This is a genomic window from Rufibacter roseus, from assembly GCF_001647285.1.
GTDB lineage: Bacteria > Bacteroidota > Bacteroidia > Cytophagales > Hymenobacteraceae > Nibribacter > Nibribacter roseus.
Map to the genome: position 1 here is coordinate 206899 of NZ_LRML01000009.1, position 25794 is coordinate 232692.

A 25794-nucleotide genomic window follows, 5' to 3' on the forward strand; every position below is an offset into this window, starting at 1 on the left:
TAAAGTCCTTTCTAAGACTGTTACAACCTTCAGCTCCTATTTTTTAATTAAATTTTATAAAGTGGCTGCTGTAAGTAAAAAAAATGCCTAACTCTTTTTTAGCTCCTCAAAAGAAATGTCCATCAATGGGTAACTTTTCCAATCATTAAAGTCATAGTGCCACCATTCTGTGTGGAATACTTTGAAGCCGTTTCGCTCCATTACTTTAATGAGCAAGGCGCGGTTTTTCTTAGCTTCTGCCGTAACGTGTGGGTAGTTGGGGTGTGACTGCACCACGGTAGCATCATACGGGGTGGGCATTTCCAGCTCTTTGCCGGTTTTAAGGTCTATCAAAGTCAAGTCAACAGCGCAGCCGCGGTTATGCCTGGAGCCGTCTTTGGGATTAGCTACGTACGCCTTCTTCTTCACTTTTCTGAAGAAAATCTCGGTTACTTTATAAGGCCGGTAGCCATCGTAAATTTTTAGGCCCAGCCCCAGCGGCTTTAATTCTGCCTGTATCTTTTTCAAGGCGTCGGCTACTGGTTTACGGGCATAGGCAGTGGCTAATTTGTACACCGGCTCCTTTACCAGGTTATCTGAGGTAGCATATTTTATATCCAGCACCAGACTTGGAATATAAGATTTTAGTTCCACCAACTCATGGCTGGGGTTTTGCGCCACGTGCTGGCGGTATAGTTCTACCGAAGTAATGACGGGTAGGCCGTATTTGTTTTTCGGAATATAAAGTGCCGATTTAGTTTGGGCACTGGCGGCGGCTATACTCCAAAACAGCAGGAGCGCAAGGCAGAACTTTTTCATTTTCTTTGATAGACCACATAAGCCAGAATACCGGAGATCATAAAAGTTAGAAGTCTCAGCCATTCAATGCGGCCTGTAGTGTAGTAAGTAATACTTAAAGAGACAAAAGCTAGAAAGGCGGCTATGGTAAAAAGTATGAAAACTAGTTTTCGGTTTTTCATGTAACGAGGAGCAGTGGCAGGCATTTGCTGCAGGTCAATAAGAATCTAAGATAAGTGTTTTTGCCCTTATTTTTAAAAAGTAGGCCTAAAACAGTGGTAGAGTACGAATTTGTGCCCTGAGCTGGCTAGATAAAAGTGCATCAGAAGTTGAGTTCTTCACAGTACCATTGATGTGCCACTTTGGGGTTAGGTGTAATTATTGGTAACTTTCTCCGACTCATAAACTAATGTTTGGCAGAAAAGCCAGCCATTGAATAAAAATTTCATTTCTACCATGAATAAAACGCTTAGAACCGCCGGCCTTGCTTTGCTCATTGGCAGCGTGGGGCTCAGTTCCTGTAAGACTTCGCGCAGCAACGAGACAGCCAAAGCACCGGCTTCTACCAATGCTGCCTCAGCGGCAGATCAGTTCAACCTGCCCTACACCAAATATCAGCTAGACAATGGTCTGGATGTGGTGCTACACCAAGACAAATCAGACCCTAAAGTGGCGGTAGCTATTATGTACCACGTAGGTTCCAGCCGCGAGAAACCAGGCCGCACTGGCTTTGCCCACTTCTTTGAGCATATGCTGTTCCAGAACTCAGAGAACGTAGGCAAGGGCAACTTTATCAAGAACATCAACCAGATTGGCGGCTCGTTTAATGGCGGTACGTTTACTGACGGAACTGTTTACTACGAGGTAGTGCCGAAAGACGCGCTGGAGCGGGTGCTCTGGATGGAGTCTGACCGGATGGGTTTCTTCATAAACACCGTGAGCGAGTGGGGACTGGAGAACGAGAAGCAGGTGGTGAAAAATGAAAAGCGCCAGCGCGTAGACAACCAACCGTACGGCCACACCAACTACGTGATTCTGAAAAACCTGTACCCAGAAAGCCACCCCTACAACTGGGACGTAATTGGCAGCTTGGATGATCTACAGGCCGCTACCCTAGCCGATGTAAAAGAATTCTACGAGAAATGGTACGGCGCCAGCAACGCCACCTTAGTGCTCACCGGCGATTTTGAAACCGATGAAGCCAAAGCGCTGATTGAAAAATACTTTGGAGAGCTGAAGAAGAAGCCAGAGCCGGAGCCACTGAAGCCCATGCCAGTGTCGCTTTCATCTACAAAGTCTCTTTACCATGTTGATAACTTCGCAAATCTGCCGGAGCTGACCATGGTGTACCCAACCGTAGAGCAGTACCACAAAGATTCTTATGCCCTTGACATGCTAGGTAGTCTACTGGCCGATGGCAAAAACTCTCCGTTTGAGAAAGTGATTGTGGAAGAGCGTAAGTTGGCTCCGGGTGCCTCTGCTGGCCAGACCTCCGCTGAAATAGCCGGTACGTTCCGCATTAGAGTGCGTGCCTTTGATAACAAAGACCTAGATTCGGTGCAGGCTGCTGTTTTCGCCGCCCTAGATAAGTTTGAGCGTGATGGCGTTAACCCCAAAGAGCTGGAGCGCCTGAAAATTCGGCAGGAGACAGCGCTGTACAACGGCATTGCCAGTCTGTTGAACAAAGCATTCCAGCTGGCTCAGTACAACGAGTTTGCCGGTGACCCTGGTTTCGCTAAGAGAGATGTGGAAATGACGCAGGCGGTAACCGCCGAAGACATCATGAACGTGTACCGCAAGTACATTAAAGGCAAACCGTACGTTGCTACCAGCTTTGTGCCCAGAGGTCAGGAAGAATTAGCCTTGGCTGGAGCACAAAAAGCTGATGTGGTGGAAGAGAAAATAGTGGCTGGGGCCGAAGGGGCCAACACCGCAAAAGAACCTACCTCGTTCCCCAAAACGCCGTCTCAAATTGACCGCAGCAAAATGCCAGAGTTGAGCAACAGCTTCTCCTACACCCCTCCTGCTATCTGGACTTCGCAGTTAAAGAACGGCATGAAGGTGTACGGCATTGAGCAGAACGAGCTGCCGCTGGTCAACTTCAGCATCAGAATTAAAGGCGGAATGCAGCTAGATGAGCCAAACAAAATTGGTACGGCCAGCTTATTGGATGCCATGCTCATGGAAGGCACCAAAAACAAAACGCCGCAGCAGCTGGAAGAAGCCATTGGCCAGTTGGGTGCGTTCATCAGCGTTAGCTCTTCTTCAGAGGACATTACTATTTCAGGTAATACATTGGCACGTAACTTCCCTGAAGTACTAAAGCTGGTAGAGGAAATTCTGCTGGAGCCCCGTTGGGATGAAGCTGAGTTCGCCAAAGCCAAGCAAGCCGCTATTAACCGTATAAAGCAAACGTATGCCAACCCAACAGCCATTGCCTCGCTGGCCTTCAATAAAGTGCTGTACGGTGAGAACAGCCGCTTTGCCTACCCTACCACCGGTAGCTTGGAGACTGCCCAGAACGTGACGCTGCAAGACCTGAAAGAGTACTACCAGAAGAACTTCTCGCCTAGCATCTCCAGCTTTATGGTGGCCGGTGCGGTAAATCAGGCAGAAGTTTCCAACGCCTTAAAAAGCCTGGAGCAGAAGTGGGCCGCCAAGCCAGTGACCTTGCCTACGCCCGTAACTACTACTACTAAACCAAAAGCGCGTCTGTACTTCATTGATCAGCCAGAAGCTAAGCAGTCGGTGATTTATGCGGGTTACGTAGCGGTACCGGTGGGTTCAAAAGAGTATCCGGTAATGCAAGCCATTAACCACAAGCTTGGTGCAGGTTCGGCTTCTACCCTGTTCAATGTGCTGCGTCTGCAGAAAGGCTATACGTACGGAGCCTTTTCTGGCTTCTCGCGCCGGCCAAGCGGACCGGGTACGTTTGTGGCATCCACCAGCGTGCGTACCAACGTGACCAAAGAGTCTTTGCAAACCATTGAGGAAATTCTGAAAAGCTACGGCGCCACCTACACTGAAGAAGACTTAAACACCTCAAAAGGTGCCTTGCTTCGTGAGACTGCCTTAGGCTATGAAACTTTAGGCTCACTGGTAAACCTGCTGGAAACCATTGACACCTACAACTTGCCTACTGATTACCTGAAGCAGAACGAAACCATGATCCAGAACTTAAGCTATGCCCAGGCCAAAAACCTGATCTCCAACTATATTGATCCTAACAAAATGATTTATGTAGTGGTAGGCGATGCCAAAACTCAGTTGGCTGGTCTTAAGAGCTTGGGGTTAGGAGAGCCGGTAGTGTTGGAGGTGAAATGATTCCTTGTATTGAGGATGATGCTAATAAACTGCCGCCCTTGTTGGTGTTCTCACCAACAAGCATAATAGCCTTTGGCTTGGTGAAGGCTATTCAAAGGGATGTTAGTCCCTTAACCTGATGGCTCTGATGTTCTCACAGGCAAAACGAATGTCGGCTCATGAGCAAGATTTTGTGTTTTAGGTCTCTTTTCTGAAAAACAGGCCTAAAACAAGAACTTAATTTTAAAGTACATTAGTTGTTGTGTAGTAAAAGCCCGTTGTAAAACAGCGGGCTTTTCTTTTGACTTCCGTTTTAGATCTGTTTTTCTCAAAAAAAGCCCAAAACAGAAACGGGAGGCACCGGTTAATTGACAAATACCCTTGGGAGTGGCATCTTTGCAGTACATAATTCTGCGCGCGAAGAATAAACAAATGGCTATGAGCAAAAGGAAAGTGGTTTTAGGAATAGTAGGTTTTGGCTTTTTGTTGGCGGCCTGTGAGCCAGAGAAGCTGGAGCGTGGCAAAGAAATGGCCGTAGAAGCAGAACGACACAAAGTAAAACGCATTACCCAGGAAGATATGGAGGCCCGCGCTCTAGCCGCCGGTGACACTATTGTCGGTCTCATTGAAGGAGCTTTTCTGCAGCTAGCCGAGGCGCAGCCCAAAGAGCAGGAATTGTTTGTGGGTGATCCCGCTAAGCTGCCAATGGTGCAGAAGATTCTGCAGCGCTACAACGCCCAGCTTACACGCCTAAAATTTGCCACGGAAGCTGAAGCCAAGCAATACCTCTCCCAGCACAACCTATCTGATATGAAGGGGGCACCTAAGGCTAATGTGCAGCTTTCGGTACGAGATCAGGAGTTTTTATACCAGCGACCAATTGTTATCAAGCGCCGTAACTGTGCGAGTTGTGATGAGCCAAGCCTGCTGGATTTTTCGGCACCAAGCCTGGAGAAACTGCGGGTTTTCTCGGCACAGGGCAAACCCAATGGTTATGAAGAAGGTCAGATTGCTGGCGTATGGCAAATTTCTTTTCCCAAAAAAAAAGTAGTGGAGCAGATTACCCTAAAGACGAAAGTATCTAGAAGAGGCAGAGGCGGCTTTTTCGGGAGCAATCCAGATTCTGTCAACAAAAAATAACGAAGGTAGTATTAGGTTGAGGGGCGGCTTTTTCAAAATTGAACTAGTGCTGTTTTAGGCCTGTTTTCGAGAAAGTGCGCCAAAAACGTTACCTTTGCACCCAGAAATTTTTGAAGTAAAATTTAACTTAAAAGAATATTCCTATGGCTGTTATACAAGCAACCGATGCAGATTTTCAGAGTGTGCTTCAGAACAACGAGCGCGTAGTGGTAAAATATTTTGCAGACTGGTGTGGCAATTGCCGCCTTTTCTCTCCAAAGTTTAAGCGCATGTCAGAGAACGAGGAGTTTGCCGGCGTGGCTTTTGTGGATGTAAACGCAGAAACAAGCCCCGAGACCCGCAAGCTGGCTGGTGTAACCAACCTTCCTTTCTTTGCCGTGTTTAAAAACGGAGAATTGGTAGAAGGTACTGCCACCAGCAAAGAAGAGTACGTGCAAGACATGGTTCGTAAATTAAGCTAGAAATTATTTCATGAAAATACCCGCTATCAAAAAACTGGTGGAAACCCAAACCATTGACAGCCTTCGCGAAGCCGAAGAGCAATTGATCAATGAAGAACCCACTGCTTTTGAAATTGAAGGCGCCGATGAAGGCGAAAAACTGACCCACGTGTTCGGGGCTATCTGGATTCTGAACCACATGGGTGACCACAACACTGATTTCAAAACCGCTCTGCGCGAGTTCACCCAAAAAGTAAGAGTATCTATCAGCTAGAACTCAAGCCTCTTTAAAACAGAAAGCGCTGCCATGTATAATGGCAGGCGCTTTCTGTTTTACACCTGTTTTGCCAAAAATAGCCCTAAAACACCAACAGGCAAGAAGAGTTATTTAAGAGAAGCGAAGAAGTCCTCGGCTATCTTCATGCCCTTGTCGGCGCAAAGACCTCTGATGTAGTACAAAAAAATACTTCTGAAGACTTCAGCAATATTATATTTTTCCGGCGGAAAAATGTTAGGGTTCACCACCAGTGACAGTTGCTCAATCATGATTTTGGTCACTAACTGAATGTTAATGTCCCTGCGCAGTTCGCCCTGCACTACGCCATCATTCAACAGCTCATGCACCAGTTGTACGGTGTAGGTGTTGGAACGCTCCCAATACATGTTCCATACCTTGGGGTACGTCTCCATCATCTCTTTGAGCAGCGTAGGCTGAGAATTACTCAGGTTCTCCAAGCCTACCTTCACTATCAGCAACAGCTTTCTTAAGGGGCTGGACTCTTTGCTGAAAAGGAGTTCATGCTCCTGCTTCCTAACTTCAATGTCATACAGAACCACTTGGCCTACTAAGTCCTCCATGTTTTTGAAGAACTCCTTGAATGTGGCCGAAGAAATATCAACACGGTTAATAACCTGCTGCTCAGTGAAATGAGCAAGCCCCTCCTTCCTGAAAAGAGTCAGTAATTCCTGTAAAACCGTTTGTTTAAAAGTCATTGCGTCTGTTTTTGCCCTTCCCTTTCTTTACTAAAGAAGGCTAAAGTAGTTTTTATTATTGAAAAATTTAGCGTCTGCTGCCAATTGACATAGCTGCGCCTGCCCACAGGGCCCAGTTACATAGAGAAATCAGAAAAGAAGTTTTCGAGTTCCATATCACCCCGGTTTGTGGAGATACCTTTCAGATAATACAGAAAGATGCCTCTAAAGACCTCTGCCATGTTGTACCGTTGAGGCGGGAACAATGAGTGGTTCAGCAGTACATTTATCTGCTCCAGCAGAACCTTGGTCACTATCTCAATATTCAAATCTGGGCGAAAGATGCCGTGCCGTATGCCTTTGTTGAGTAACTCATAGAACAAGTGGTATGAGTGCATCTGGATGTGGCGCAGGTACAGAGTCCAGACCCGCGGGTACAGGTATTGAATTTGAACAAAGAAGTTGGGGTTGATTTTCTGCAGCTGCGAGGTGTGGTGTTTAATCACATGCATGAGCTCTGCAATGGGGTGTTTAGCTTGTTCCAGTAACGACAGTTGAACCGACTTTTGCTCTTCTAAATATAAACTTACCGCCTGCCGGATAAAATCTTCCTTGTCAGAAAACCAAGCATGGAACTCTGCCGGAAGCAGATTGAATTCCTGCATAATTCTCCGTTCAGTCAGATCTTTGACCCCATTTGTGCAGAACACTGCCATGGCCTCGCGCAGCAGTGATTCCCGTGTCAGTTCCTGTTCCATATACCATCCACTAGCCTCTAAACAAATATAATATTTTTTTGAAAAGAGCTGCTATTCTACTGGCAATGATTTAAAAATCAGTATTAACCGCACTTATGTTAAGTAGAGGATTCCGTTAAAAATATGATTCATTGTATAAAATATACAATTCAGCACCTAGGATAGAACCAGATAATAAAAGCAAAGAGAGCCTATAAACTTAAAAGGCGAAGGTGGAGCCCGGCAAAGAAGAGTAGCTGTACCAGAAAAACCCAGTGGGCTATGGCATTGTTTTTCCGGAAGCTCGCTTTATGGAAGTGGATTTGTAATAATAACGCCACTAAAAACCACCCAATAAAGTTGGAGAAGGGAATCACCTCATGGTGCCACTGCCAAAAGTCAAAATGAACGGCCACGGGCTCCATGAAATAATCTAAAAGCACCATTAAACCGGCACCCAAAATGGCACGGAAAAACCAATGAATATTTAATCGTTTTAATAAATGCCCCGAGCTGTACACTAACATAAGCCAATTAACACCAATCAGCAATGGTACCGCCCACAGTTGCCAGCCTAAGGTAGACCCATAAACGTATTCGCCGAACATAAGCCCTGTATGTACCCCCACCCACTCAAAGGCCATACCTGCCAACCAGGCGGTGGCGGCAAATAAGTAAAAGCTGCGGTTCCAGCTTCGGTGAAAAAGAAACAGCAGCGTGTAGGTCAACAGCAGATTGAACGGAACTAAGGCCTGAAACCAAGCTTTATAACTGCTAAAACCCAAGCCCCAAAAACCAACGCTATAAAAAAGAAGTAACACCCCAATGGCCAAAGGCAAATACCTGTGTCTGGATGGAACGTCAGAAGAAGCGGGAAACGCCGTTAACCTCATGCTGAAACTGTTGTTGGAACCTTGGGTACTAAATCGCCCATTATTTTAGCGGAAAGCAGACAGAGCGGAATACCACCCCCAGGGTGCACGCTTCCGCCTACAAAATACAACCCCTTTATCTTACCCGAAAAGTTTGGGTGGCGCAGAAAAGCGGCCATGCGGTTATTAGAGCTGCTGCCGTACAAAGCGCCTGCAAACGAAGAGGTATCGGCCTCAATACCTTTTGGATCCCATACCCGTTCTGTTGTGATGAGCTGTTCTACGTCAGTGCCTAACACTTTACTCACTTTTTTGAGTACGCTTTGCCGTGTTTGCTGAATAAGCTTTCCCCAGTCTTGCCCGCTGTTATGGGGTACGTTCACCATCACAAACCAGTTTTCGTGTCCAGCTGGTGCGTCAGCGGGGCTTAATTTGGAGGTGATGTTGACATACACCGTAGGGTCATCTGCAACTGTGTTCTTCTTGAAAATATGCTCAAACTCTTGCCAGTAATCTTGGCTGAAGAAGATATTGTGTAAATCCAGCTCCGGGAATGCACGCGCAATTCCCCAGTAAAAAATGAGGGCAGAACTGCTGCGGGGCTGGTTCAATGTTTTCTTGGGGGCTGGTTGAGTGGGTATCAGCTTCCGGTAGGTAGGCACAATGTCCATGTTGCTGACTACTACCTCAGCAGGGAAATCTCCTTTGGGAGTCTTAACTGCTACTGCTTTCTTTTCGCTGATAACTATTTCCAGAACGGGCTCCTGGTATCTGAACTTCACCCCTAGCTCCTCCGCCAGTTTTACCAGACTTTTGGCAATGGCGTATATGCCTCCCTCAGGATAAAACGCACCAATGTTGAACTCCAGGTGCGGGATAAGATTAAGGGTGCCGGGCGCCTGGTATGGGTCAGAGCCGTTGTAGGTGGCATAACGGTCTAAAAGCTGTACCAGCCTGGGATCTTCAAAAGCCTGAGCATTGGCCGCGTGCATGGTGGTCATAAGCCCCAGTTCCGGCAAGGCAGGCAAAGTTTTCAAGACATCTGAGCTAAGGTAGGTACCTACTCTGTGCAACGATTTGTGGAGAAAGGTATCGGCAGTGGCGTGGTAGAGGCGCGCTACTTTCTGTAGGTGACGGAGTAAGTGCTCTTTGCGTACTTTCAGTTTCTGTTCTGCTTCCTGCGCAAAATCCTGGGCATTGGCATAGGCTGTAAGCTGTGTACCGTCTGGCCAGAAATATTGCGTGACTACGGGTAGCTTTTGGTATCGGAAATATTGCTGCGGATTGCGGCCTGCTAAAGAGAAAAGCTCGTCTACCAAGTGCGGCAGTGTGAACAAAGATGGGCCGGCATCAAAACGGTAACCGCCGGGCAGCGTGAACTGCGTCATTTTACCGCCAAACGTTGCATTTGCCTCAAACACAGTGACCTCATACCCTTTCACTGCTAACCTGATGGCTGCTGCTATTCCGCCTATGCCTGAACCTATTACTGCTGCTTTTGCCATGTGCCAATCTACACAGATTCATACTGTTTTGGGTACTTAACTTCTGTTAAGCTATAATTGTTTTGCCATTTCTAGATACAGAGCACTTATTTTAGGCCTGTTTTTAGAAAAATAAGCCTGAAACAGGTAGCTCTGCTTTGGGTTTGTACACTGTTCCTTCCTCAGGGCTTCTCTTGCTTAGCTGCTCTGGAAAAATAATAAAATTCAGTAGGGGTAAACATAGGTAATGCAGGTCTACAACAAAACTTTATAAAGAAGTAGCAAGGTCAGGCTGAAAAGTTTTTACGCCTAAGCAACCACTTGCAGCGCCTTTGTATCAAGTAGTAGAAACAACTCATTATTACCTCATATGAAGTTCACCAGTTTTCTATTAATTATGGTTGCTGTACTCGCTTCAAGCTTACAAAGCTGCAACCATGCATCAAGGCATATCTATACCAGTAGGTCATTCGGTGTGGTGGCCAAGCAACATAAAACTATTGCCATTCTGCCTTTTGATGTACGGTTAGGCCTTCGGCCGAAGGAAATGGAGAGGCTGACACCCAAGCAGCACGCTGAATTAGAGCAAAGCCACGGCCGAGCTATGCAAAGTTCGCTTCATGTTCATTTTCTGAACAAGATCAACAGTGAAGAGGAAGTAGTGACTGTGCAGGATGTACGTGTAACCAATGCACTGTTGGAGGAGAAAGGGATTACGCCCGAAGAGATAATTCAGCACACGCCCACTGAGCTAGCCCATTTACTTGGGGTTGATGCTGTAATTACGGGCACTATGGTGACTGAAAAGCCCTTGTCTAACGGTGCTGCCATGGCCATGATGATGTACACCTTCTTCTTCACTTCCGGCATAAGCAACGGCGGCCCTACTAATGCCGGTAACGCTACCTTAAAAATATTTGACGGCGCCACCGGTAGCTTACTTTGGAGTTATGACAAGAGACTGTCTAGAGGCTTGGGAAGCAACACAGATACTATTGTAAGGGCTATCACCCGTAAAGCCACCAGAAAAATACCTTATGCTAAGATGAAGGCTTAGTTATATTTCGCTCAATAGAACAATTAAATCCTTTTTTATTTTATTTTTGGTGCAGGAGCTATTTTATCTTTAAGAAAAACAGATCAGGTGTTAAGATCAGTGTCTTAGTTTGTTAGCTCTAGCATTACCGCATAAACATTCTTTTCCATACAAACCCTTTATAACTTTATTATTTATGAAAAACAGAGGCGCATTTCTACTTCTAGTGGCGTTGTTCATTAGTGTATCCGGCTTTGCCCAAACCAGAGAAATTTACACCAATCCATCTTTCAATACTCTGGCGAAAGAACACAAAACATTGGCAATTCTTCCGTTTGATGCTTCTATTGGCTTGAGACCTAACCAAATGAAGAACATGAGCCCGGAGCGGCTAAAAGAAATGGAAAAAAACGAAGGTTTAGCGGTGCAGAGCGCTCTGCAGACTTACTTTCTGAAAGTTAGCTCCAAAGATGATTACTTCGTGAATTTTCAGGATGCCAACACTACCAACGCTATTCTGTTAAAGAACAATGTTACCGCTGAAACTATAAAGTCTTTTACTCCGGCAGAGTTAGCCAAACTTTTAGGCGTAGACGGTGTGATTATGGGTACCTTCAGTACAGACAAACCAATGTCTGATGGTGCTGCCTTGGCTTTGGGTTTGGCAGTAGGCTTCTACGGAGCTACAAACTCTGGTAAAACAGGTATTAACATTTATGATGGCGCCACCGGAGAATTGTTGTGGAAGTACGAGAAAACGCTCTCTAGAGGGTTAGGAAGTGATACGAACAGCATTATCAACACTATTATGCGCAAAGCTTCCAAGAAGTTTCCTTACAGAAGACTTAAGGCATAACAACGTTTATTAAGCCAAAAGAAAAAGGAACAGCTGTCAATTATTATTGGCAGCTGTTCCTTTTTCTAATAGTAGGCCTGCATGCAAGTAGCACAAATTGCTGTTTGGCACGTACACCGCTCAGGCCAGCTACAGGCAAAGGTGCCGCGGTAAAGCAGGAAGATCTTTTAAGTTTATTTTAGTAATTTCTTGACTCAAAAAACCTATGAAAAAAATTGTTTTTCTATTAATACTGGTGGGTTTGGTGGCAGGCGGCTACTGGTACTATCAACTTTCTAAAACAAGCCCAGAGGCCTCTCTTCTGCAAATAAGGGAAGCTCTGGAAGCCCGTGACACCGAAAAGCTGCAGAAGTACATTGACTTTAAGCGCACCTCGCAAAGCATTGTGGAAGAGAGCCAGAACATGGTGCTGGATTTTCTGCCAGAGGCATTGCGCGGCCCAGTTTCCTTGATTGGGAAAGGCTTGAAACTACGCCGTAGCGTAACTACCGCCGTGCGGCAGGAATTGATCAACGGGTTTGAAACCGCCACAGATCAAAAGGTGCCTGAGCTGTCAGACTTGGTAAAGCACCTGCCGGTCAGCAAAGTGATCAATGAGAAAACATTGCCTAAGCTTGAATTTGAGGGCATTGAAAACGTAGAGAAAGATGACTCAGTAGCTATAGTCAGCTTAAAAGTTAGGCCAGTGAATCAGACAGAGTCTATCATGGTAGATCTTAGAATGATTGACAAAGGTGATTATTGGCAGGTAGTTGGCGTGCCAAACTTCAAAGAGGTGCTGCCCAAACTGATTACCATTGGCCGGAAGAAAGAGGAATAGCCTTGTTTCTACCACAACCGCCTGTTTTAGCCCTGTTTTCTGGAAAAGAGGGCTAAAACAGGCGGTTATTATTTGCTTTGACAGAAGTTGTTGCTTCAGATTAAGATGCAATGAATGGTTTTTCTTCTATAAGAGATGATGCAATTAGTAATACCAAAGAGGAACTTCCAAAGTGAACCTAAACTCATTTAATGTTATATTGATTCCTATTCGTTTTACAATGTATAGTTGAAAATATTTATAAGTAGAAATGGGTTTCAACCCATTTAGGAGATTGTGGAAATAAAGGCTTTAGCCGAATAATTTAAAAATTTAGTTATCACGTATTTTTACAAACCCGTGTCTTAAGATTAGTTCCTCACACTCTTCCATGAATGTTTTTCTGGTGTGGTGTTCCTCTTGCTTTTTAATGTATTCACGCACTTTGTCCAGCATAGATTCAGATACAGAAACGGCATAATATTCATCTTGCCATTCAAATCTTGATGAGATTAGTTGATGCTTATTAATCCAAAAAGATGACTCTCCTTTAATTAATTGCATCACTTTTTGGATAGTTTGGTCTGCTCCTAATGAAATCAGACAATGGCAGTGATCTGCATGGCCGTTGATGAAGTCAATAAAGATTCCCTTTTCTTGAGCATTTTCTCTTATGTGGTTCCAAACTTTTAGCCGTACATCTTTATTGTCGAGCAGAGGCTCTCGGTTTTTGGTGCCCCACACAAAGTGAACATATACCTTTATAAACGGCATTTGAAAACTGAATTTAGTAAAGATTTTGTTTGGCTAAAGCCGGATATAAATACAAATCTTTTGATGGGTTGAAACCCATTTCTATTCATGAATTACACTCTATTGAAATTTGCAGCAGACACAGTTAAAGCACAAAAACACTATTAGATAGTAGTGATTCTGTACAATTTGAATAGGAATGGGTTTCAACCCATTTTTAAAGATTCACCCCCTTTATCGGCTTTAGCCAAACCGCTATTGCGTTTCCCGCTTACTTTCTCAAAAACAGCATGAAAACGCATTAACTCAACAAGCTCTCAATATCTTCTTTGGTCAGGCTTTTGATCACGGCTTCGTCGGTAGAGATGAGTTCGGTCACCAGCTGGAGTTTCTTGCTTTGTAGGGCCAGAATCTTCTCTTCCACGCTGTTCTTGGTAATGAATTTATAGGTGAACACGGTATTCTGCTGACCAATGCGGTGCGCACGGTCTACAGCTTGGGCCTCTACGGCGGGGTTCCACCAAGGGTCCAGAATGAACACGTAGTCGGCGGCGGTTAAATTGAGGCCTACGCCACCGGCTTTCAAGCTGATCAGGAACACGGGCAGATTTGGGTCTTTCTGGAAGCGCTCCACCTGTGCCTGCCGGTCTTTGGTGGAACCGTCTAGGTAAGCGTATGTAATTTTGCGTTCATCCAGGGCGGCGCGAACAATGTCCAGGTGCTTCACAAACTGGCTAAAGATTAAAACTTTGTGTCCTTCATTGACAACGGTCTTCGTCAGGCGCAGCACCTCTCCCAGCTTTCCCGATTCGGCCTCATAGGTAGGATCGGCCATGCGGGGGTGGTTGGCAATTTGGCGCAGTTTCATGAGGCCCTGCAAAAGCATGAACTGTGATTTAGCGGCCCCGTGCTCCTCAATGTTCTTCAGAATCTTGTTGCGGTAATAAGATTTGGTTTCTTCATAGGCATGCTCCTGCTCCTCAGTCATTTTGCAGTAGGTTACATGCTCAATTTTCTCGGGCAGTTCGGTGGCCACCTGACTTTTATGGCGGCGCAAAATAAAGGGCTTGATGAGCGCGTGGAGCCTTTTGGTTTTATGCTCGTCTTTCAGTTTCTCAATGGGCCGCAGGAACTCCTTTTTGAAGAAATTTTGGGTGCCCAGCAAGCCTGGGTTTATAAACGACATCTGACTCCAAAGATCCAGAGTGCTGTTCTCTACGGGCGTACCCGTTAAGATTAGCCTATGCTTTGAATTCAGTTCTCTGATGGAGTTTGATGTGTTGGAGTTAGGGTTCTTGATGGCCTGACTCTCATCCAGAATCACGTAGTCAAACATGTACCGCTTCAGAATTTCATGGTCCAGGCGCACAATGCCGTAGCTGGTCAGCACCAGGTCATAATGCTTGAACTGCGACACGGTTTTGTTGCGGTACGTACCGGTGTAGGTTAATATGCGCAGCTGCGGCGTGAACTTCTGAGCCTCGGCGAGCCAGTTATAAATCAAAGAAGTAGGCATGACCAGCAAGGAGGCGCTTTGGGCACCGTTCTCTTTGCGGTGCTGCAGCATGGCCAGCGTCTGTACGGTTTTCCCTAAACCCATGTCATCTGCTAGGCAGCCGCCGAAGTGGAACTCCTGCACAAAATGCAGCCAATTATAACCAGCCTTCTGGTACGGGCGCAATTCACCTTTAAAACCGGCGGGCAGGGGTTTGTCTTCTACGGTTTCAAACTCGCGCAGCTTCTCCAATTTACGGCTCATGGTCACGCTGGCCAAGTTGCCGTTCTGCAGGTCACTGACCAGCGATAGGTGGTGCTTGCGCAGCTTCAGCTCATCATCGCCTTCAGAGAAAGCAAAGAGCTCCAGGTACTGCGTAAACCATTCTTCCGGAATGATGGCGATTTGGCCGTTGGGCAATTTGTACTCGCGCTGCTTGGTGAGAATGTGGTTCCGGAGCTTGATGAACGGAATCTCATAAGGTCCGAAGCGCACGGTACCGTAAATGTCAAACCAGTCGTTGGTTTCGTTGATGCCAACGGTTACGGATGTTTCGCCAATGAAATAGTTCTTTTCAGACTGGTTCTGCAGCAACGTAAAGCCCAATTCTTCCAAGGCTTTGGCGTAGTTGTTCAGCCACCCAAAGGCATTGGGCTTGTCCAGAACAGCCTTGCCATTCCGGATTTCCAAGCCGCGGCTGGCCAGCTCTTTCAAGAAAAACTTCTCTTGGTCTAAATCGCGGTGCAGGCGGTGGAAAACGTAGGAGTCTGGTGTTTTCTCCACGTTCACGCTGATCTTTTTAGACTCTTGCGCGCCCACGGTAAAATCACCGTAGTTGAAATGCAGCTTGAATACGATTTTATCAGCATCTGAGGGAGCTCGTAGTTCAGGCTCCTCTTCCGCTTCTCTGCTGTTAGTAGCAAAAAGCGCAGGCGATGGCTCTGACAGGGGCAATTCTGAGAACTGCAGTTGCGGTTGGGGTGCGTACCTTTCTGTTTTTATCTCGAAGCCTTTGGCATGCACATCAAACTGTTCTACCAGCGGCGCCACAAATTTACGGTAATAGCTTTCCTCTACGTTGCGGGGCACCATAATGAACTTCTTGTTCAGGAAAGGCTGCAGCTTTTTACCGTCTACCTGCTTCTCAAAACTATAGAGATTGTCATTTAGGAGCAGCCAGGCAGGTTCCATACAAACCAGCACTGCGTTCTGGTACTGGAACTCCAGTTTTTCGCCCTGATATTTAATGGTAGGGAAATAGTGGGTATTGTCATCGTTACGCCGGAAATGAAACAAAACGGTAGCTCTTTCTTCGGCTACGTGTATTCTCTTCCAGGTGGGCTCGCCATCCTTACCCATGATAAAGGTGTACTTGCCCTTAAGCAGCTCCAGAATTTTAGCCATACGCACTTGTATGTAGTGGCTAATGTTCTCTTGCAGCGCTTTATCTCCTTTTAAAGGATCATAGGTTTTGAAAAAGAACTCAGAGAGAGTAGACTTTTTTACCGCAAATTTCTTGAATACCGCATCTTGCTGAATTTCATCTATGAGAACAATCAGCTTATAATCAGTTTTGTCTAGGCGGCTGGCGAATTCATCAGCGTTTTTGCTGGAGATGTTCTGGTGCTGGAGCGTGAGTTGTTTTTTAGAATTTACCTGAACCACAAAAGACTCAAACAGATAGCCCAAGTATTCATGCTCAAAAAGAGAATAAATGACTTGAAAAGGCTGTGTGGTATAAACTTTCATGTTGCAGGAATTCTAACGCAACTTTGAAAATACGACAAAATCCTTACCCCACGAAAAAAATAGTAAAATTATTAGCTGCCACACGTTGCCATGCCTACTGTTTTAGCCTTGTTTTCTGCAAATCAGCCTAAAAGCGCTAACATTATGTTTTAGTTACCACTTTTGTTCATTTGCGTTTAGAGAAGAAAGCTTGCGCTGTTGTGCAATAGGTAGTTGCGGCTAGATATGATCTCTAACTGAGAGTGAGGCAGCCCGGCTGGCGGGGCGAATAGATACAATAAGCGTAATAAGAATAATGGCTGCCCCGGTCAGCAGAAAATCTGATGGGCGCATGAGCACGGGGTAAGCTTCTACAACTGAGGTAGACATACCCATTGACACTAAGCCAAAGGTCTGCTGCACCCAACAAATGGTTCCCCCTAAGGCTAGCCCTACAAAAGCGCCGGTAAAAGCTATGATGGCTCCTTCGGTTAAGAAAATACGCCGGATGGTATTACTGTCAGCTCCCAATGAGGCTAGAATAGCAATGTCTTTTTGCTTGTCTAGCACCAGCATAGAAAGCGAGAAGAAGATATTGATAGAGGCAATGAGCAGCACAAACGTGAAGGTGACAAAAACGAACAGCTTTTCTACTTTCACTGCCCTTAAAAGGCTTACGTGCTGTTCTTCACTGTTCAGCACCTGAAAATCTTGGCCCAATGTTTTTTGAAGCGCTGCTTTAACCTTGTCTATATTTTTTTGGTTCTCGGTTTTCACCTCAAGGGCAGTGCGTCGGTTCTCATAGCCCAGCAACTCCTGCGCAAAAGCAATGGGCACAAACACATATTGGTCATCATACTGGCGTTCAATGGCAAATACGCCACCTGCCTGTATGCCCAACTGCCTGAATGCATTCTCTGGATTAATAATGGTTTTGGTGCCCGCCTTTGGGTAAAGAAACTGTAGGGGTGAAAAAGGGTTCTCGGGCCGGATAGAAAGTTGATACTGCACTCCGCGCCCAATAAGGGCGTACTGCTGCCCGTTACGCTTGAGCAGGTAATGACCGTCTACTATAGCAGAGTCAATCTGGTTCTGCTGAAAGAAATTGTCGCTTACGCCTTTTACCTTCACCACCATCTGGCGGTCGTTGTAGCGCAGCAGGGCATTGTCTTCTATCACCTCGGTAAGCAGGGCAACTCCCGGCGTATTTCTTATTCTAGCCAGAAAAACGCTGTCGGTTTCAAAAGATTTTCCCTCAACAGCAGTGATTTTGATTTCGGGATCGAACTTGCCGTACAAAGATTTAATCAGATCCTCCAGACCGTTGAATACTGACAGTACCACAATTAAAGCCATGGAACCCACGCCCACGCCAATCATGGCAATAACAGAGATGATATTGATGATGTTGCGCTTCTTTTTAGAGAAGAAATACCGTTTGGCTATTAATAGGGCAACGTTCATCTATACAAATGAGTGAATGAGTAATGGAGTGAATGGGTGGATGAATGAATTCCGCTCCAGCCATTCGTCAGGTTCGGTTTACTGTTCTGTGGCGAAAGGGTTATGTTTTCTGAGAAAGAGCAGGCGCAGGAGGCAAGAATAGTATGCTACTACTGCTCCAGTACTTTCTCTGATTCTACTGCTTTCGTCATGCAGATACTGGTCTCAATGTTCTTGTACTGTCCGTAGTTGGGTATGATCTGATAGCCGTTTTTGGTGTACAACCTTATTGCCTCGGGCATTGCCTTTCCGGTTTCAAGTATCAAGTTCTGGAAGTTCAACTCAGCAGCCCAAGCTTCCAGTTCAGCCAAGACACGGTTTGCAACCCCCTGCCCCCTGAATTCAGGAAGCACAAACATTCTTTTTACTTCGGCTACGCCTTCTGCATAAGCTTTGATAGCCCCACAACCTGCCGCACACTCTTTGTAATAGGCCACTACTACGTGCTTTATGCTATCCACTTTGTTGAACTGCGCAAAGAACGAGTGGTCATCTCCGTCTCTCACATGCAAGTCGGCGTCTAACAGCATGACCAGCTCAGTAAAATCATGATGGGTAGAATCTGTTCTGATTAGCTCTATCATGGAAAATGGGTATAAGACATGAAGCAAACAAATATTATCAGACCAGGAGCGTGATCTTTAATGCCAGTAAATATCTGAAAAACAAGATTCGTTTCCAGCCTAGTTTTCAGAAAACATGCCTAAAACGCTATATTTCCTGCTGAAGCTCTGTCTGCTCTTCCTTTATTTCCAGGCTTTCACAATAAGCCCTGTGCCGGTGGCGTGTTTGCCGTGGGTGTCAAGGTAGTTCAGCAACAAACAGAACGGATACGTAATTAGGTAGTAGAATGGCAAAAGCACAAAAAATAATTTTGAAGTCCCCAGCATCAAAATAGGGTACTTCATGCTCAGGCGCCAAGAGATTTTACCAGGAGTGCCGTAGGAGTAATGAGCTTCGGTGCGGCTAAAGCCGGCGCTTTTCAGCTTGTCCTGAATTTCCTGAATGTTGTAGCCGTCGCGAACGTGCTCTTCAATGAACGAACTCTCCTCGTCGCCGTGTACGTCAGAACCACCTTGGTCAGAGGGTGTGGAAATCAATACCATGCCGCCGGGGTTCATAGAGGCATAAAAGTTTTTGAACACTTCCACGTCTTCCAAAATATGCTCCATTACGTCTACACTCAGCACTAAATCAACCGGCTCAGGTGTCTGGAACCGCACCAAATCAGCAATCTGGAACTGCACGTTGTGGCGGTCAATCTTCCGGAAGAAGTTGGTGCAGTCTTCTATCTGTTCTTCTTTTACGTCAACGGCCAGCACGCGCCATTGCTTGCTCATGCCAGAGAGGTAGTAAGAATATTGCCCGAAGCCAGAGCCAGCGTCTAATATTCTCATAGGCTGCTGGCGCTTGCCTTTGGCCCAGGCTCTTAGCTCTTTGTGAATATGCCACGTACGCAGCAGCAACAGGTCTAGCAGGTTGTAAAAGAGCTTGCGCAGGAAAGGCGTTTTGTTGAACGCTTCGCCCAATACGCGTTTAATAGGGTCGTATTGCATGTGTGGGTTTAGTAGCGGACTTTGTTAAGGCTAACGGCGGCGGCGAAAATCTTCTTCGTCTTCGTCCTCCTCTTCTTCATTTCCAAAATCTTCCTCTTCTGGCAGGTCTTCCTCTTCGGCACGGTTAAACGGGTTGCTGGGGTCTTCTTTAGATTCGGCGGGAATATCTAGCTCAGAGATAATTTTATCCATTTTGGCGGCGTACTCGGCTGTATCGTCTAAATAAAAGATTAGCTCCGGAATAACACGCACCTGGTTCTTGATGCGCTTAGCCAGCTCATGCCGAATGGTCTTGGTATGTACCTGAACTTCTTTGAGCAGATCGCGGCCCTGAGGACTCAGCAACAGGCTTAAATGCACTTTGGCCACCCCTAAGTCTGGCGACACGCGTACTCCACTTACTGATATATAGGTGCTCTGAAACAAATGGGAACACTCACGCTGAAAGATCTCAGCAAGTTCCTTTTGAATAAGACGAGAGAATTTTTGTTGGCGTTTACTATCCATGGTTCAGCAAATATCGCATTAATTTCACATTTTTACCCCACAAACCGCCGCGCACTTTGCAGATAGGCTTGTGTAAAGCCGCTGAGGCCTACACTGGTTCATCTGATTAGGTCTTTTGCCTTAAGTGGTGGCTAAGCCGCGTTCTCCTTTGATACGATTCTTCCGCAGTTTGTTTCCGTCCAGGTGGGTGGTGTTGGTGCTGCTGTTTCTCTTAATCCGGCTTCCGCTCCTTTGGTTGGGTATGCCCACCACGCTCTCAGAATTGCACTACGCTCTGCTGGGTGAGCGCCTGCAAGAGGGTTTTGTGCTCTACCGTGATGTGTATGACACCACGGCTCCGCTCTCAGGGGCGGTGTATTGGCTCGTAGATGCGCTATTTGGCCGTTCTTATCTTACCTATCGCTTGCTTGCCACTTTTCTGGTGATGTACCAGGCATTCCTGCTCAATTCTATTTTCAACCGGAATCAGGTATTTGCCCAGAGAAGTTTTGTTCCGGCTTTGCTGTACATGCTTTTTGGCAGCATTTTTTTTGAAATGGATGTGCTGTCGCCGCTACTTATGGGCTACACGTTCATTATTCAGGCGGTATACTTTCTAACCGCTATTTCTAAAGAGGCCTCTAACGTGAGGCGTCTGTTTAATGCCGGCTTTATGTTGGGCTTGGCGGCTCTGTTTTACTTGCCGTGGGTGTGGTTTCTGGTGCTGGGCTTTTTTGCTATTATCTTTTTTGCCTCCGGCGCCTTCCGAAGCGTTTTGCTGATGCTGACGGGTTTTGCCTTCCCGTTTTCAGTGGTGCTTACTGTTTTTATGTATCAAGATGCCTTGGTACCGTTCTTGGAATTTGGTCTGGCATGGTCGTGGCAGTTTAAGTTTACTTTTGTGCTTCCGTTCTGGCAGGTAATGAAGATTGCGGCTATTCCGTTGGGAGTGCTGTTTTTGTCATTCCTGAGTTTGCCTTTTGTGAACCTGGGCATTAATTACCAAGCTCGATTTTTGCAGTTCATGCTCATTTGGTTGTTGGTAGTTGGGTTGGTGTTGTTAAGCGGCCACGATGGTTCCGCCAAAACACTGATCATGCTGCTGCCGCTTCTGGCATATTTTGGGGTGTTCCTGTTCTCATGGCAAAGCAAGAAGATCTGGATTGCCGAAATATTCTTTCTGGTAATTGTGGCCGGAGTGGTAGTAATGCGGTATAACCCATTGAATTTGGTCTATCCCTCTATAGGTATTTCTCCTGAAGCAATACAAGTGAAAGATGCCCCGCAGTACAGGGTTTTGCAAAACAAACAGCTTTTGGTACTGGGTCCTGACGTGAATTTCTACCAGCGAAACCATTTGGGCTCACCATACCTACGCTGGGACCTAGCTCAGCCTTATTTTGGCCGGTTAAACCGATACCACTCTCTCTTCACCATTTTCCAAGATCTCCGGAAAAATCCTCCTGCCTACATTGTAGATCAGGTCAATCTCATGCCCGAACTTCAATACAAGCTTCCTATTGTCTTTAACCGCTATGAGAAAGTAGATGACGGGCCATTTTACAAAAGAGTACGGTAGCTCAATGAATGATATGTTTTAGCTCTGTTTTTCTGAAAACAGGGCTAAAGCGGCTTTTGTAGAATTTCTATGGCGCGGAAGTTACTTCCGTGACTAACGGCTACTGATTTGCAAGGCACGGAAGTAACTTCCGCGCTAGAGCAAAAAGCTTTTAACCATTCCCTTATGATAACTAGTAAAAAGAGCCTTCCAAAATGAAGAACTTTCTGGCGCAAGCGTCCGCTTGTGTCCTTAGGAATTCCTGATTTAAAAGGCGTGCGGACACAAGCGGACGCTTGCGCCAGAGGAAATCTATGGAAGAAGGTAAAAACTAACTGGAATTATAGTAAACAAGAAATCTGTTTTGGGCCTGTTTTCAGCAAAACAGACCCAAAAACAGATTTCTTGCTCTTCAGCAGAATCAGCCTAAGGCTAGCGGCAAGCTATTTTGTCTACTCTATTTTGGTGACGGCCACCCTCAAACTCAGTGGTCAGGAAAGTGGCAACCATGTCTTGGGCTACTTGATCTGAAACAAAACGAGCTGGTATGCACAGTACATTGGCATTGTTGTGAGAACGGGCCAGGCCAGCCAGCTCAGCATTCCAGCACAAGGCGGCCCTAACCCCAGCATGCTTGTTAGCGGTAATAGCTACTCCGTTACCGCTGCCGCAAATCAATATGCCAAAGTCATACTCTTTCTTTTCTACGGCGGTAGAGAGTGGGTGTACAAAATCAGGATAGTCTACCGAGGTCTCAGAGAAAGGGCCAAAGTCATTGATTTCATGACCTAGCTGCTCTAACTGTGATTTCAGTACTTCTTTGTATTGGTATCCGGCGTGGTCGCCGCCTAAAGCTATTTTCATGGTTGACTTATTTCTTCAGAAGCTTGTTCATTTAAACGGGCTAAATCTCGCTTGCGCACCATCCAGGAGATGTGAATACTTACCTCATAGAGCAGGAGCAGCGGAATACCCATCAGCGTCATACTCAGTACATCGGGCGGTGACAGTATGGCTGCCACTAGCGCTATGGCCACAATAGCATGCTTGCGGTACAGTTTCATAAGCTCAGGTGTAACTATGCCCACCCTAGACAGAAAGAACACCACCATGGGCAGCTCAAACATTAAACCACAAGAAAGCACCAGCGTCACCAACATAGACACGTAAGAAGACAAATCAATGTCATTCTTAATACTGGGGTCTACCTGATATGAAGCTAAAAAGTTAATTGACAGCGGCGAAACAATAAAGTATCCAAACACAGCGCCCAGCAGAAACAGGAATGATACAAAGAAGACAGCTCCTCTTGAGTTTTTCTGCTCCCTTGGGTACAAGCCTGGTTTTATAAAGCGCCAGATTTCCCAGAACATATAAGGGAAACCTAAAACTAACCCCACTACCAAAGAGCTTGTCAAGTGCATGGTAAACTGCGCAGACAGCTCCCGGCTTTGCAGGGTAAAAGGTAAATCTTGTATACATAAGCCCGGCGAGTTGATAGCAGCCCCAATCTCGCAGAGCTTACGGTAGGTAAAAAAACTTGTCTTGGAAGGCCCAAGGATTATTTGCCCGAAGACAAGCTCCTTGTTAGACAGGGCCAAGGCAGTAAAAACAACTATGGCAATAACAGAACGGATAATGTGCCATCTTAAAATTTCAAGATGGTCCAAAAAGGTCATTTCATGTTCTTCGCCGCTATTCACTGTCACCCCTTCAGAACGTTGTGCCATGTATGGTTATGTTGCTTAATAGCTGAACAGCGGGAATTCCTGCATCCAGCGGTTAATTTCTTTACGCGTGTCAGAAATGATGGTCTCATTGTCGTGGTTCATAAGCACGCGGTCAATGTACTCTACAACTCGGTCCATGTCTTGTTCTTTTAATCCACGGGTAGTTACAGCCGCCGAGCCAATCCGGATACCTGACGTAACAAACGGAGACTTGTCATCAAAGGGCACCATGTTTTTGTTGATGGTGATGTCTGCTTTGATCAACGTGTTCTCAGCCAATTTACCAGTCAAGTCTTTTGAACGAAGGTCTATCAGCATTAAGTGGTTAACCGTTCCGCCTGAAATAAGTTTATAGCCTCTGTCTACGAAGGACTTAGCCAGCACCTGTGCATTCTTCTGCACTTGCTGAGTATATTCTTTGTATGATGGTGAAAGTGCTTCAAAAAATGCCACTGCTTTGGCTGCAATTACGTGCTCCAATGGGCCACCTTGCGTTCCAGGGAATACTCCGCCGTCTAGCAAAGAAGACATCATTTTTATTTCACCTTTCGGGGTTTTCAGGCCAAAAGGGTTTTCAAAATCTTTGCGCATCATGATCATGCCGCCACGTGGCCCGCGAAGGGTTTTGTGGGTAGTAGTGGTCACAATATGGCAATGTTCAAACGGGTCGTTCAACAATCCGGTAGCAATCAAACCGGCTGGGTGAGAAATGTCAGCTAACAATAAAGCTCCTACTGAATCAGCAGCTTCCCTAAGTAATTTGTAGTTCCAGTCGCGGGAATATGCAGAGGCGCCACATATAATCAATTTTGGTTTTTCGCGCTGCGCTACTTCTTTCACTTTCTCAAAATCAATCTCACCAGTCTCCGGCTCTACGCCATAGAAAGTTGGCTGGTACAGTTTACCCGAGAAGTTCACCGGAGAACCGTGCGTCAAGTGGCCCCCGTGCGAAAGATCGAAGCCCAGAATTTTATCGCCGGAGTTTAGCACTGCCAACATAACGGCGGCATTGGCCTGAGCTCCAGAATGTGGCTGCACGTTTACCCATTCTACCTTAAACAGTTCTTTGGCGCGGTCAATAGCCAATTGCTCCGTTTGGTCTACTATTTCGCAGCCACCATAGTAGCGTTTACCAGGTAAGCCCTCTGCATATTTATTGGTTAACACACTGCCCATGGCCTGCATTACCTGTTCAGATACAAAGTTTTCTGAGGCAATTAATTCTAAGCCATGCAGCTGGCGCTGGTGCTCTTGCTGTATTAAGTCGAAGATGTGGGAATCGCGTTGCATCCTTTTTAATTTAGTGGGTGCCCAAAAGTACGGCCAATGCGGCAAATTACCAATGGTTTATCTTTTAGGATGAGGCAAGAAAATAGATGCTAGGTTTATTTATGTGATATTCATGAATGCAAAAGGAGAAGACTTATGCCTTCTCCTTTTGTGGTGATAATCTGTATATGTAGATTTCCTTACTTGACAATTCGGTGGTGGGTTGTTTTCCCGTGCATCTGAGTCGTTAAGATATAGACACCAGGGCTCAGAGACAATTGCTCTTCTTGAATTTCAACAGAAGTGCGTCCGGTCTCAACGAAGAACACTTGTTCAAATACTTTGTTCCCGGTGGTGCGGTAAACAGACACTTTTAATTGGCCTGCCTTCTGTGTCTCCACGTTTAAGTTCAGTTTGCTCAAAACTGGGTTTGGGAAAGGTATTACTGTCGTACTTGCTTTATGCACGGTACCTCGTTCTATTACAATCACTTTGCTATACTCGTAGCTGCCGTTCAGGTCGACCTGCTTCAGTCGGTAGTAAGTCTGTCCTCCGGCTGGCGAGGCATCCTCGAACTTGTAGGCAGTGGCAACGGAGCTGTTGGTCGCTTTGCTGTCCACCTGCCCAAGCGCCTTGAACTGGCCCCCCTTCAGATCGGTGGTCGACTGCACCTCGAAGTAGGCGTTGTCTCTCTCGGAGGCCGTTTCCCAGCTTAGCGTCACACCCCTTTCGGACGGGCTGGCCGTGAAGTCAACGAGCTCCACAGGGAGGGTACCCACCTCAAAATTTGAGGAACTAGCTGTTACCTGACCGTCTGCACCTGTTATTGTTATTTGACCTGAAGGCGCAGCTTCTGAAGGTACTGTTCCTTTTATTTCGTTAGGGTTAACAAATTGGTAATTCTCTGCGTCAATAAGTTGATTTGAATTATTATAGAACTGCATTCTACCACCCTCTTCGGCTGATACAAAATTAGCTCCCTTGACTATGATTTCAGTGCCTATCGGTGCTCTTGTTGGGTTGAAAGTGGTGACAATCGGCGTGGTCACGGTGAACGGGGTGGAGGTGTTCCCGTACTGGTTCTGCACTATGAAGCTTCCCGACACGGCGTTCGCCGGTACGTTGAAGAGGATGCTGCCGTTCTCTATCCTGTAGTTGTCGGCTATAACGGGGTTGCCCGCTGGGTCGGTGAAGATCACGTTCCCGTTGTTGGCCGCCGTCGAGAAGTTAGATCCTGTAACGGTCACCTCGGTGCCCACCGGTGCCCTTGTCGGGGTGACAGTCGAAATCACAGGCGCAG

At 46.2% G+C, this 25794-nt stretch carries 23 protein-coding genes; 8 read left to right on the forward strand and 15 right to left on the reverse strand.

The annotated features are described in order from the left end of the window. Positions 1-87: 87 nt before the first annotated feature. Positions 88-798, reverse strand: a complete 711-nt coding sequence (locus tag A8O23_RS14785; RefSeq protein ID WP_066622575.1) for a M15 family metallopeptidase — start codon at positions 796-798, stop codon at positions 88-90. 435 nt (positions 799-1233) lie between these two features. Here A8O23_RS14785 and A8O23_RS14795 point away from each other — a divergent pair, with 435 nt between their 5' ends. The 4 genes from A8O23_RS14795 to A8O23_RS14810 all read left to right on the forward strand — a co-directional run bounded on the left by A8O23_RS14795 (position 1234) and on the right by A8O23_RS14810 (position 5934). Further along, complete coding sequence (locus A8O23_RS14795; protein WP_066622577.1) at positions 1234-4101, forward strand: M16 family metallopeptidase; 2868 nt, start codon at positions 1234-1236, stop codon at positions 4099-4101. Between the two features lie 417 nt (positions 4102-4518). Next, positions 4519-5220 carry a hypothetical protein gene (locus tag A8O23_RS14800; RefSeq protein WP_153042221.1) on the forward strand — a complete coding sequence of 234 codons (702 nt, stop codon included), beginning with the start codon at positions 4519-4521 and terminating at the stop codon, positions 5218-5220. A 143-nt stretch (positions 5221-5363) separates the two neighbouring features. Then, entirely contained in the window at positions 5364-5681 is a 318-nt protein-coding gene (locus A8O23_RS14805) for a thioredoxin family protein (RefSeq protein WP_066622579.1), read from the forward strand. A gap of 10 nt (positions 5682-5691) precedes the next feature. Beyond that, positions 5692-5934 (forward strand): DUF6952 family protein, encoded by a 243-nt coding sequence (locus tag A8O23_RS14810; RefSeq protein ID WP_066622581.1) that lies wholly within the window; start codon positions 5692-5694, stop codon positions 5932-5934. Positions 5935-6044: 110 nt separating this feature from the next. On the opposite strand, the gene A8O23_RS14815 is transcribed toward A8O23_RS14810, so the two are convergent. From A8O23_RS14815 to crtD, 4 genes are all read right to left on the reverse strand, one after another. Then, positions 6045-6653, reverse strand: a complete 609-nt coding sequence (locus A8O23_RS14815; protein WP_066622583.1) for a TetR/AcrR family transcriptional regulator — start codon at positions 6651-6653, stop codon at positions 6045-6047. Between the two features lie 116 nt (positions 6654-6769). Next, positions 6770-7390 (reverse strand): TetR/AcrR family transcriptional regulator, encoded by a 621-nt coding sequence (locus A8O23_RS14820; protein WP_066622585.1) that lies wholly within the window; start codon positions 7388-7390, stop codon positions 6770-6772. 191 nt (positions 7391-7581) lie between these two features. Then, positions 7582-8262 carry a carotenoid biosynthesis protein gene (locus tag A8O23_RS14825; protein WP_074988394.1) on the reverse strand — a complete coding sequence of 227 codons (681 nt, stop codon included), beginning with the start codon at positions 8260-8262 and terminating at the stop codon, positions 7582-7584. Next, positions 8259-9746 carry a 1-hydroxycarotenoid 3,4-desaturase CrtD gene (gene crtD, locus A8O23_RS14830; protein WP_066622586.1) on the reverse strand — a complete coding sequence of 496 codons (1488 nt, stop codon included), beginning with the start codon at positions 9744-9746 and terminating at the stop codon, positions 8259-8261. Before crtD ends, A8O23_RS14825 begins: the two co-directional genes overlap by 4 nt. A 376-nt stretch (positions 9747-10122) precedes the next feature. On the opposite strand from crtD, the gene A8O23_RS14835 reads away from it, so the two are divergent. The 3 genes from A8O23_RS14835 (at position 10123) to A8O23_RS14845 (ending at position 12437) form a co-directional block, all read left to right on the forward strand. Beyond that, positions 10123-10782 (forward strand): hypothetical protein, encoded by a 660-nt coding sequence (locus tag A8O23_RS14835; protein ID WP_153042222.1) that lies wholly within the window; start codon positions 10123-10125, stop codon positions 10780-10782. A 175-nt stretch (positions 10783-10957) separates the two neighbouring features. Next, entirely contained in the window at positions 10958-11617 is a 660-nt protein-coding gene (locus A8O23_RS14840; protein WP_066622588.1) for a hypothetical protein, read from the forward strand. A gap of 205 nt (positions 11618-11822) precedes the next feature. Further along, positions 11823-12437: a DUF2939 domain-containing protein gene (locus A8O23_RS14845; protein WP_066622589.1), complete on the forward strand. Its 615-nt coding sequence runs from the start codon at positions 11823-11825 to the stop codon at positions 12435-12437. A 312-nt stretch (positions 12438-12749) separates the two neighbouring features. Here the strand turns inward: A8O23_RS14845 and tnpA are convergent, their stop codons facing one another. The 6 genes from tnpA to rbfA all read right to left on the reverse strand — a co-directional run bounded on the left by tnpA (position 12750) and on the right by rbfA (position 19958). Continuing rightward, positions 12750-13190 carry an IS200/IS605 family transposase gene (tnpA, locus tag A8O23_RS14850; protein ID WP_066622590.1) on the reverse strand — a complete coding sequence of 147 codons (441 nt, stop codon included), beginning with the start codon at positions 13188-13190 and terminating at the stop codon, positions 12750-12752. A gap of 280 nt (positions 13191-13470) precedes the next feature. After that, complete coding sequence (locus A8O23_RS14855) at positions 13471-16413, reverse strand: DEAD/DEAH box helicase (RefSeq protein WP_066622591.1); 2943 nt, start codon at positions 16411-16413, stop codon at positions 13471-13473. Positions 16414-16632: 219 nt separating this feature from the next. Next, the gene (locus tag A8O23_RS14860; protein WP_066622592.1) at positions 16633-17856 is read right to left on the reverse strand and encodes an FtsX-like permease family protein; all 1224 of its coding nucleotides are present in this window, start codon (positions 17854-17856) and stop codon (positions 16633-16635) included. Positions 17857-18005: 149 nt separating this feature from the next. Beyond that, complete coding sequence (locus tag A8O23_RS14865; RefSeq protein WP_066622597.1) at positions 18006-18479, reverse strand: GNAT family N-acetyltransferase; 474 nt, start codon at positions 18477-18479, stop codon at positions 18006-18008. A gap of 162 nt (positions 18480-18641) precedes the next feature. Beyond that, positions 18642-19451, reverse strand: coding sequence for a class I SAM-dependent methyltransferase (locus A8O23_RS14870; protein WP_066622598.1), 810 nt, complete (start codon positions 19449-19451; stop codon positions 18642-18644). 30 nt (positions 19452-19481) lie between these two features. Then, entirely contained in the window at positions 19482-19958 is a 477-nt protein-coding gene (rbfA, locus tag A8O23_RS14875) for a 30S ribosome-binding factor RbfA (RefSeq protein ID WP_082883085.1), read from the reverse strand. 148 nt (positions 19959-20106) lie between these two features. Between rbfA and A8O23_RS14880 the strand changes: the two genes are divergently transcribed. Then, positions 20107-21516, forward strand: coding sequence for a hypothetical protein (locus A8O23_RS14880; protein ID WP_153042223.1), 1410 nt, complete (start codon positions 20107-20109; stop codon positions 21514-21516). Between the two features lie 411 nt (positions 21517-21927). Here the strand turns inward: A8O23_RS14880 and rpiB are convergent, their stop codons facing one another. From rpiB to A8O23_RS14900, 4 genes are all read right to left on the reverse strand, one after another. Further along, a complete protein-coding gene (gene rpiB / locus A8O23_RS14885) occupies positions 21928-22359 on the reverse strand; it encodes a ribose 5-phosphate isomerase B (RefSeq protein WP_066622601.1) in 432 nt (143 codons plus the stop codon). Next, positions 22356-23225, reverse strand: a complete 870-nt coding sequence (tatC, locus tag A8O23_RS14890) for a twin-arginine translocase subunit TatC (protein WP_066622602.1) — start codon at positions 23223-23225, stop codon at positions 22356-22358. Before tatC ends, rpiB begins: the two co-directional genes overlap by 4 nt. A 15-nt stretch (positions 23226-23240) precedes the next feature. After that, a complete protein-coding gene (locus A8O23_RS14895; RefSeq protein WP_066622604.1) occupies positions 23241-24515 on the reverse strand; it encodes a serine hydroxymethyltransferase in 1275 nt (424 codons plus the stop codon). A 179-nt stretch (positions 24516-24694) separates the two neighbouring features. After that, positions 24695-25794, reverse strand: a 1100-nt coding sequence (locus tag A8O23_RS14900) for an IPT/TIG domain-containing protein (RefSeq protein ID WP_153042224.1), incomplete at its 5' end; no start/stop codon positions are given.

Bases quoted from the DNA above. Each gene is read 5' to 3' on its own strand.
- A8O23_RS14785 (WP_066622575.1), bottom strand. From the start codon at position 798: ATGAAAAAGTTCTGCCTTGCGCTCCTGCTGTTTTGGAGTATAGCCGCC.
- crtD (WP_066622586.1), bottom strand. From the start codon at position 9,746: ATGGCAAAAGCAGCAGTAATAGGTTCAGGCATAGGCGGAATAGCAGCA.
- A8O23_RS14820 (WP_066622585.1), bottom strand. From the start codon at position 7,390: ATGGAACAGGAACTGACACGGGAATCACTGCTGCGCGAGGCCATGGCA.
- A8O23_RS14840 (WP_066622588.1), top strand. From the start codon at position 10,958: ATGAAAAACAGAGGCGCATTTCTACTTCTAGTGGCGTTGTTCATTAGT.
- A8O23_RS14860 (WP_066622592.1), bottom strand. From the start codon at position 17,856: ATGAACGTTGCCCTATTAATAGCCAAACGGTATTTCTTCTCTAAAAAG.
- A8O23_RS14800 (WP_153042221.1), top strand. From the start codon at position 4,519: ATGAGCAAAAGGAAAGTGGTTTTAGGAATAGTAGGTTTTGGCTTTTTG.
- A8O23_RS14795 (WP_066622577.1), top strand. From the start codon at position 1,234: ATGAATAAAACGCTTAGAACCGCCGGCCTTGCTTTGCTCATTGGCAGC.
- rpiB (WP_066622601.1), bottom strand. From the start codon at position 22,359: ATGAAAATAGCTTTAGGCGGCGACCACGCCGGATACCAATACAAAGAA.
- tatC (WP_066622602.1), bottom strand. From the start codon at position 23,225: ATGGCACAACGTTCTGAAGGGGTGACAGTGAATAGCGGCGAAGAACAT.
- tnpA (WP_066622590.1), bottom strand. From the start codon at position 13,190: ATGCCGTTTATAAAGGTATATGTTCACTTTGTGTGGGGCACCAAAAAC.
- A8O23_RS14865 (WP_066622597.1), bottom strand. From the start codon at position 18,479: ATGATAGAGCTAATCAGAACAGATTCTACCCATCATGATTTTACTGAG.
- A8O23_RS14870 (WP_066622598.1), bottom strand. From the start codon at position 19,451: ATGCAATACGACCCTATTAAACGCGTATTGGGCGAAGCGTTCAACAAA.
- A8O23_RS14825 (WP_074988394.1), bottom strand. From the start codon at position 8,262: ATGAGGTTAACGGCGTTTCCCGCTTCTTCTGACGTTCCATCCAGACAC.
- A8O23_RS14810 (WP_066622581.1), top strand. From the start codon at position 5,692: ATGAAAATACCCGCTATCAAAAAACTGGTGGAAACCCAAACCATTGAC.
- A8O23_RS14855 (WP_066622591.1), bottom strand. From the start codon at position 16,413: ATGAAAGTTTATACCACACAGCCTTTTCAAGTCATTTATTCTCTTTTT.
- A8O23_RS14805 (WP_066622579.1), top strand. From the start codon at position 5,364: ATGGCTGTTATACAAGCAACCGATGCAGATTTTCAGAGTGTGCTTCAG.
- rbfA (WP_082883085.1), bottom strand. From the start codon at position 19,958: ATGGATAGTAAACGCCAACAAAAATTCTCTCGTCTTATTCAAAAGGAA.
- A8O23_RS14835 (WP_153042222.1), top strand. From the start codon at position 10,123: ATGGTTGCTGTACTCGCTTCAAGCTTACAAAGCTGCAACCATGCATCA.
- A8O23_RS14845 (WP_066622589.1), top strand. From the start codon at position 11,823: ATGAAAAAAATTGTTTTTCTATTAATACTGGTGGGTTTGGTGGCAGGC.
- A8O23_RS14815 (WP_066622583.1), bottom strand. From the start codon at position 6,653: ATGACTTTTAAACAAACGGTTTTACAGGAATTACTGACTCTTTTCAGG.
- A8O23_RS14895 (WP_066622604.1), bottom strand. From the start codon at position 24,515: ATGCAACGCGATTCCCACATCTTCGACTTAATACAGCAAGAGCACCAG.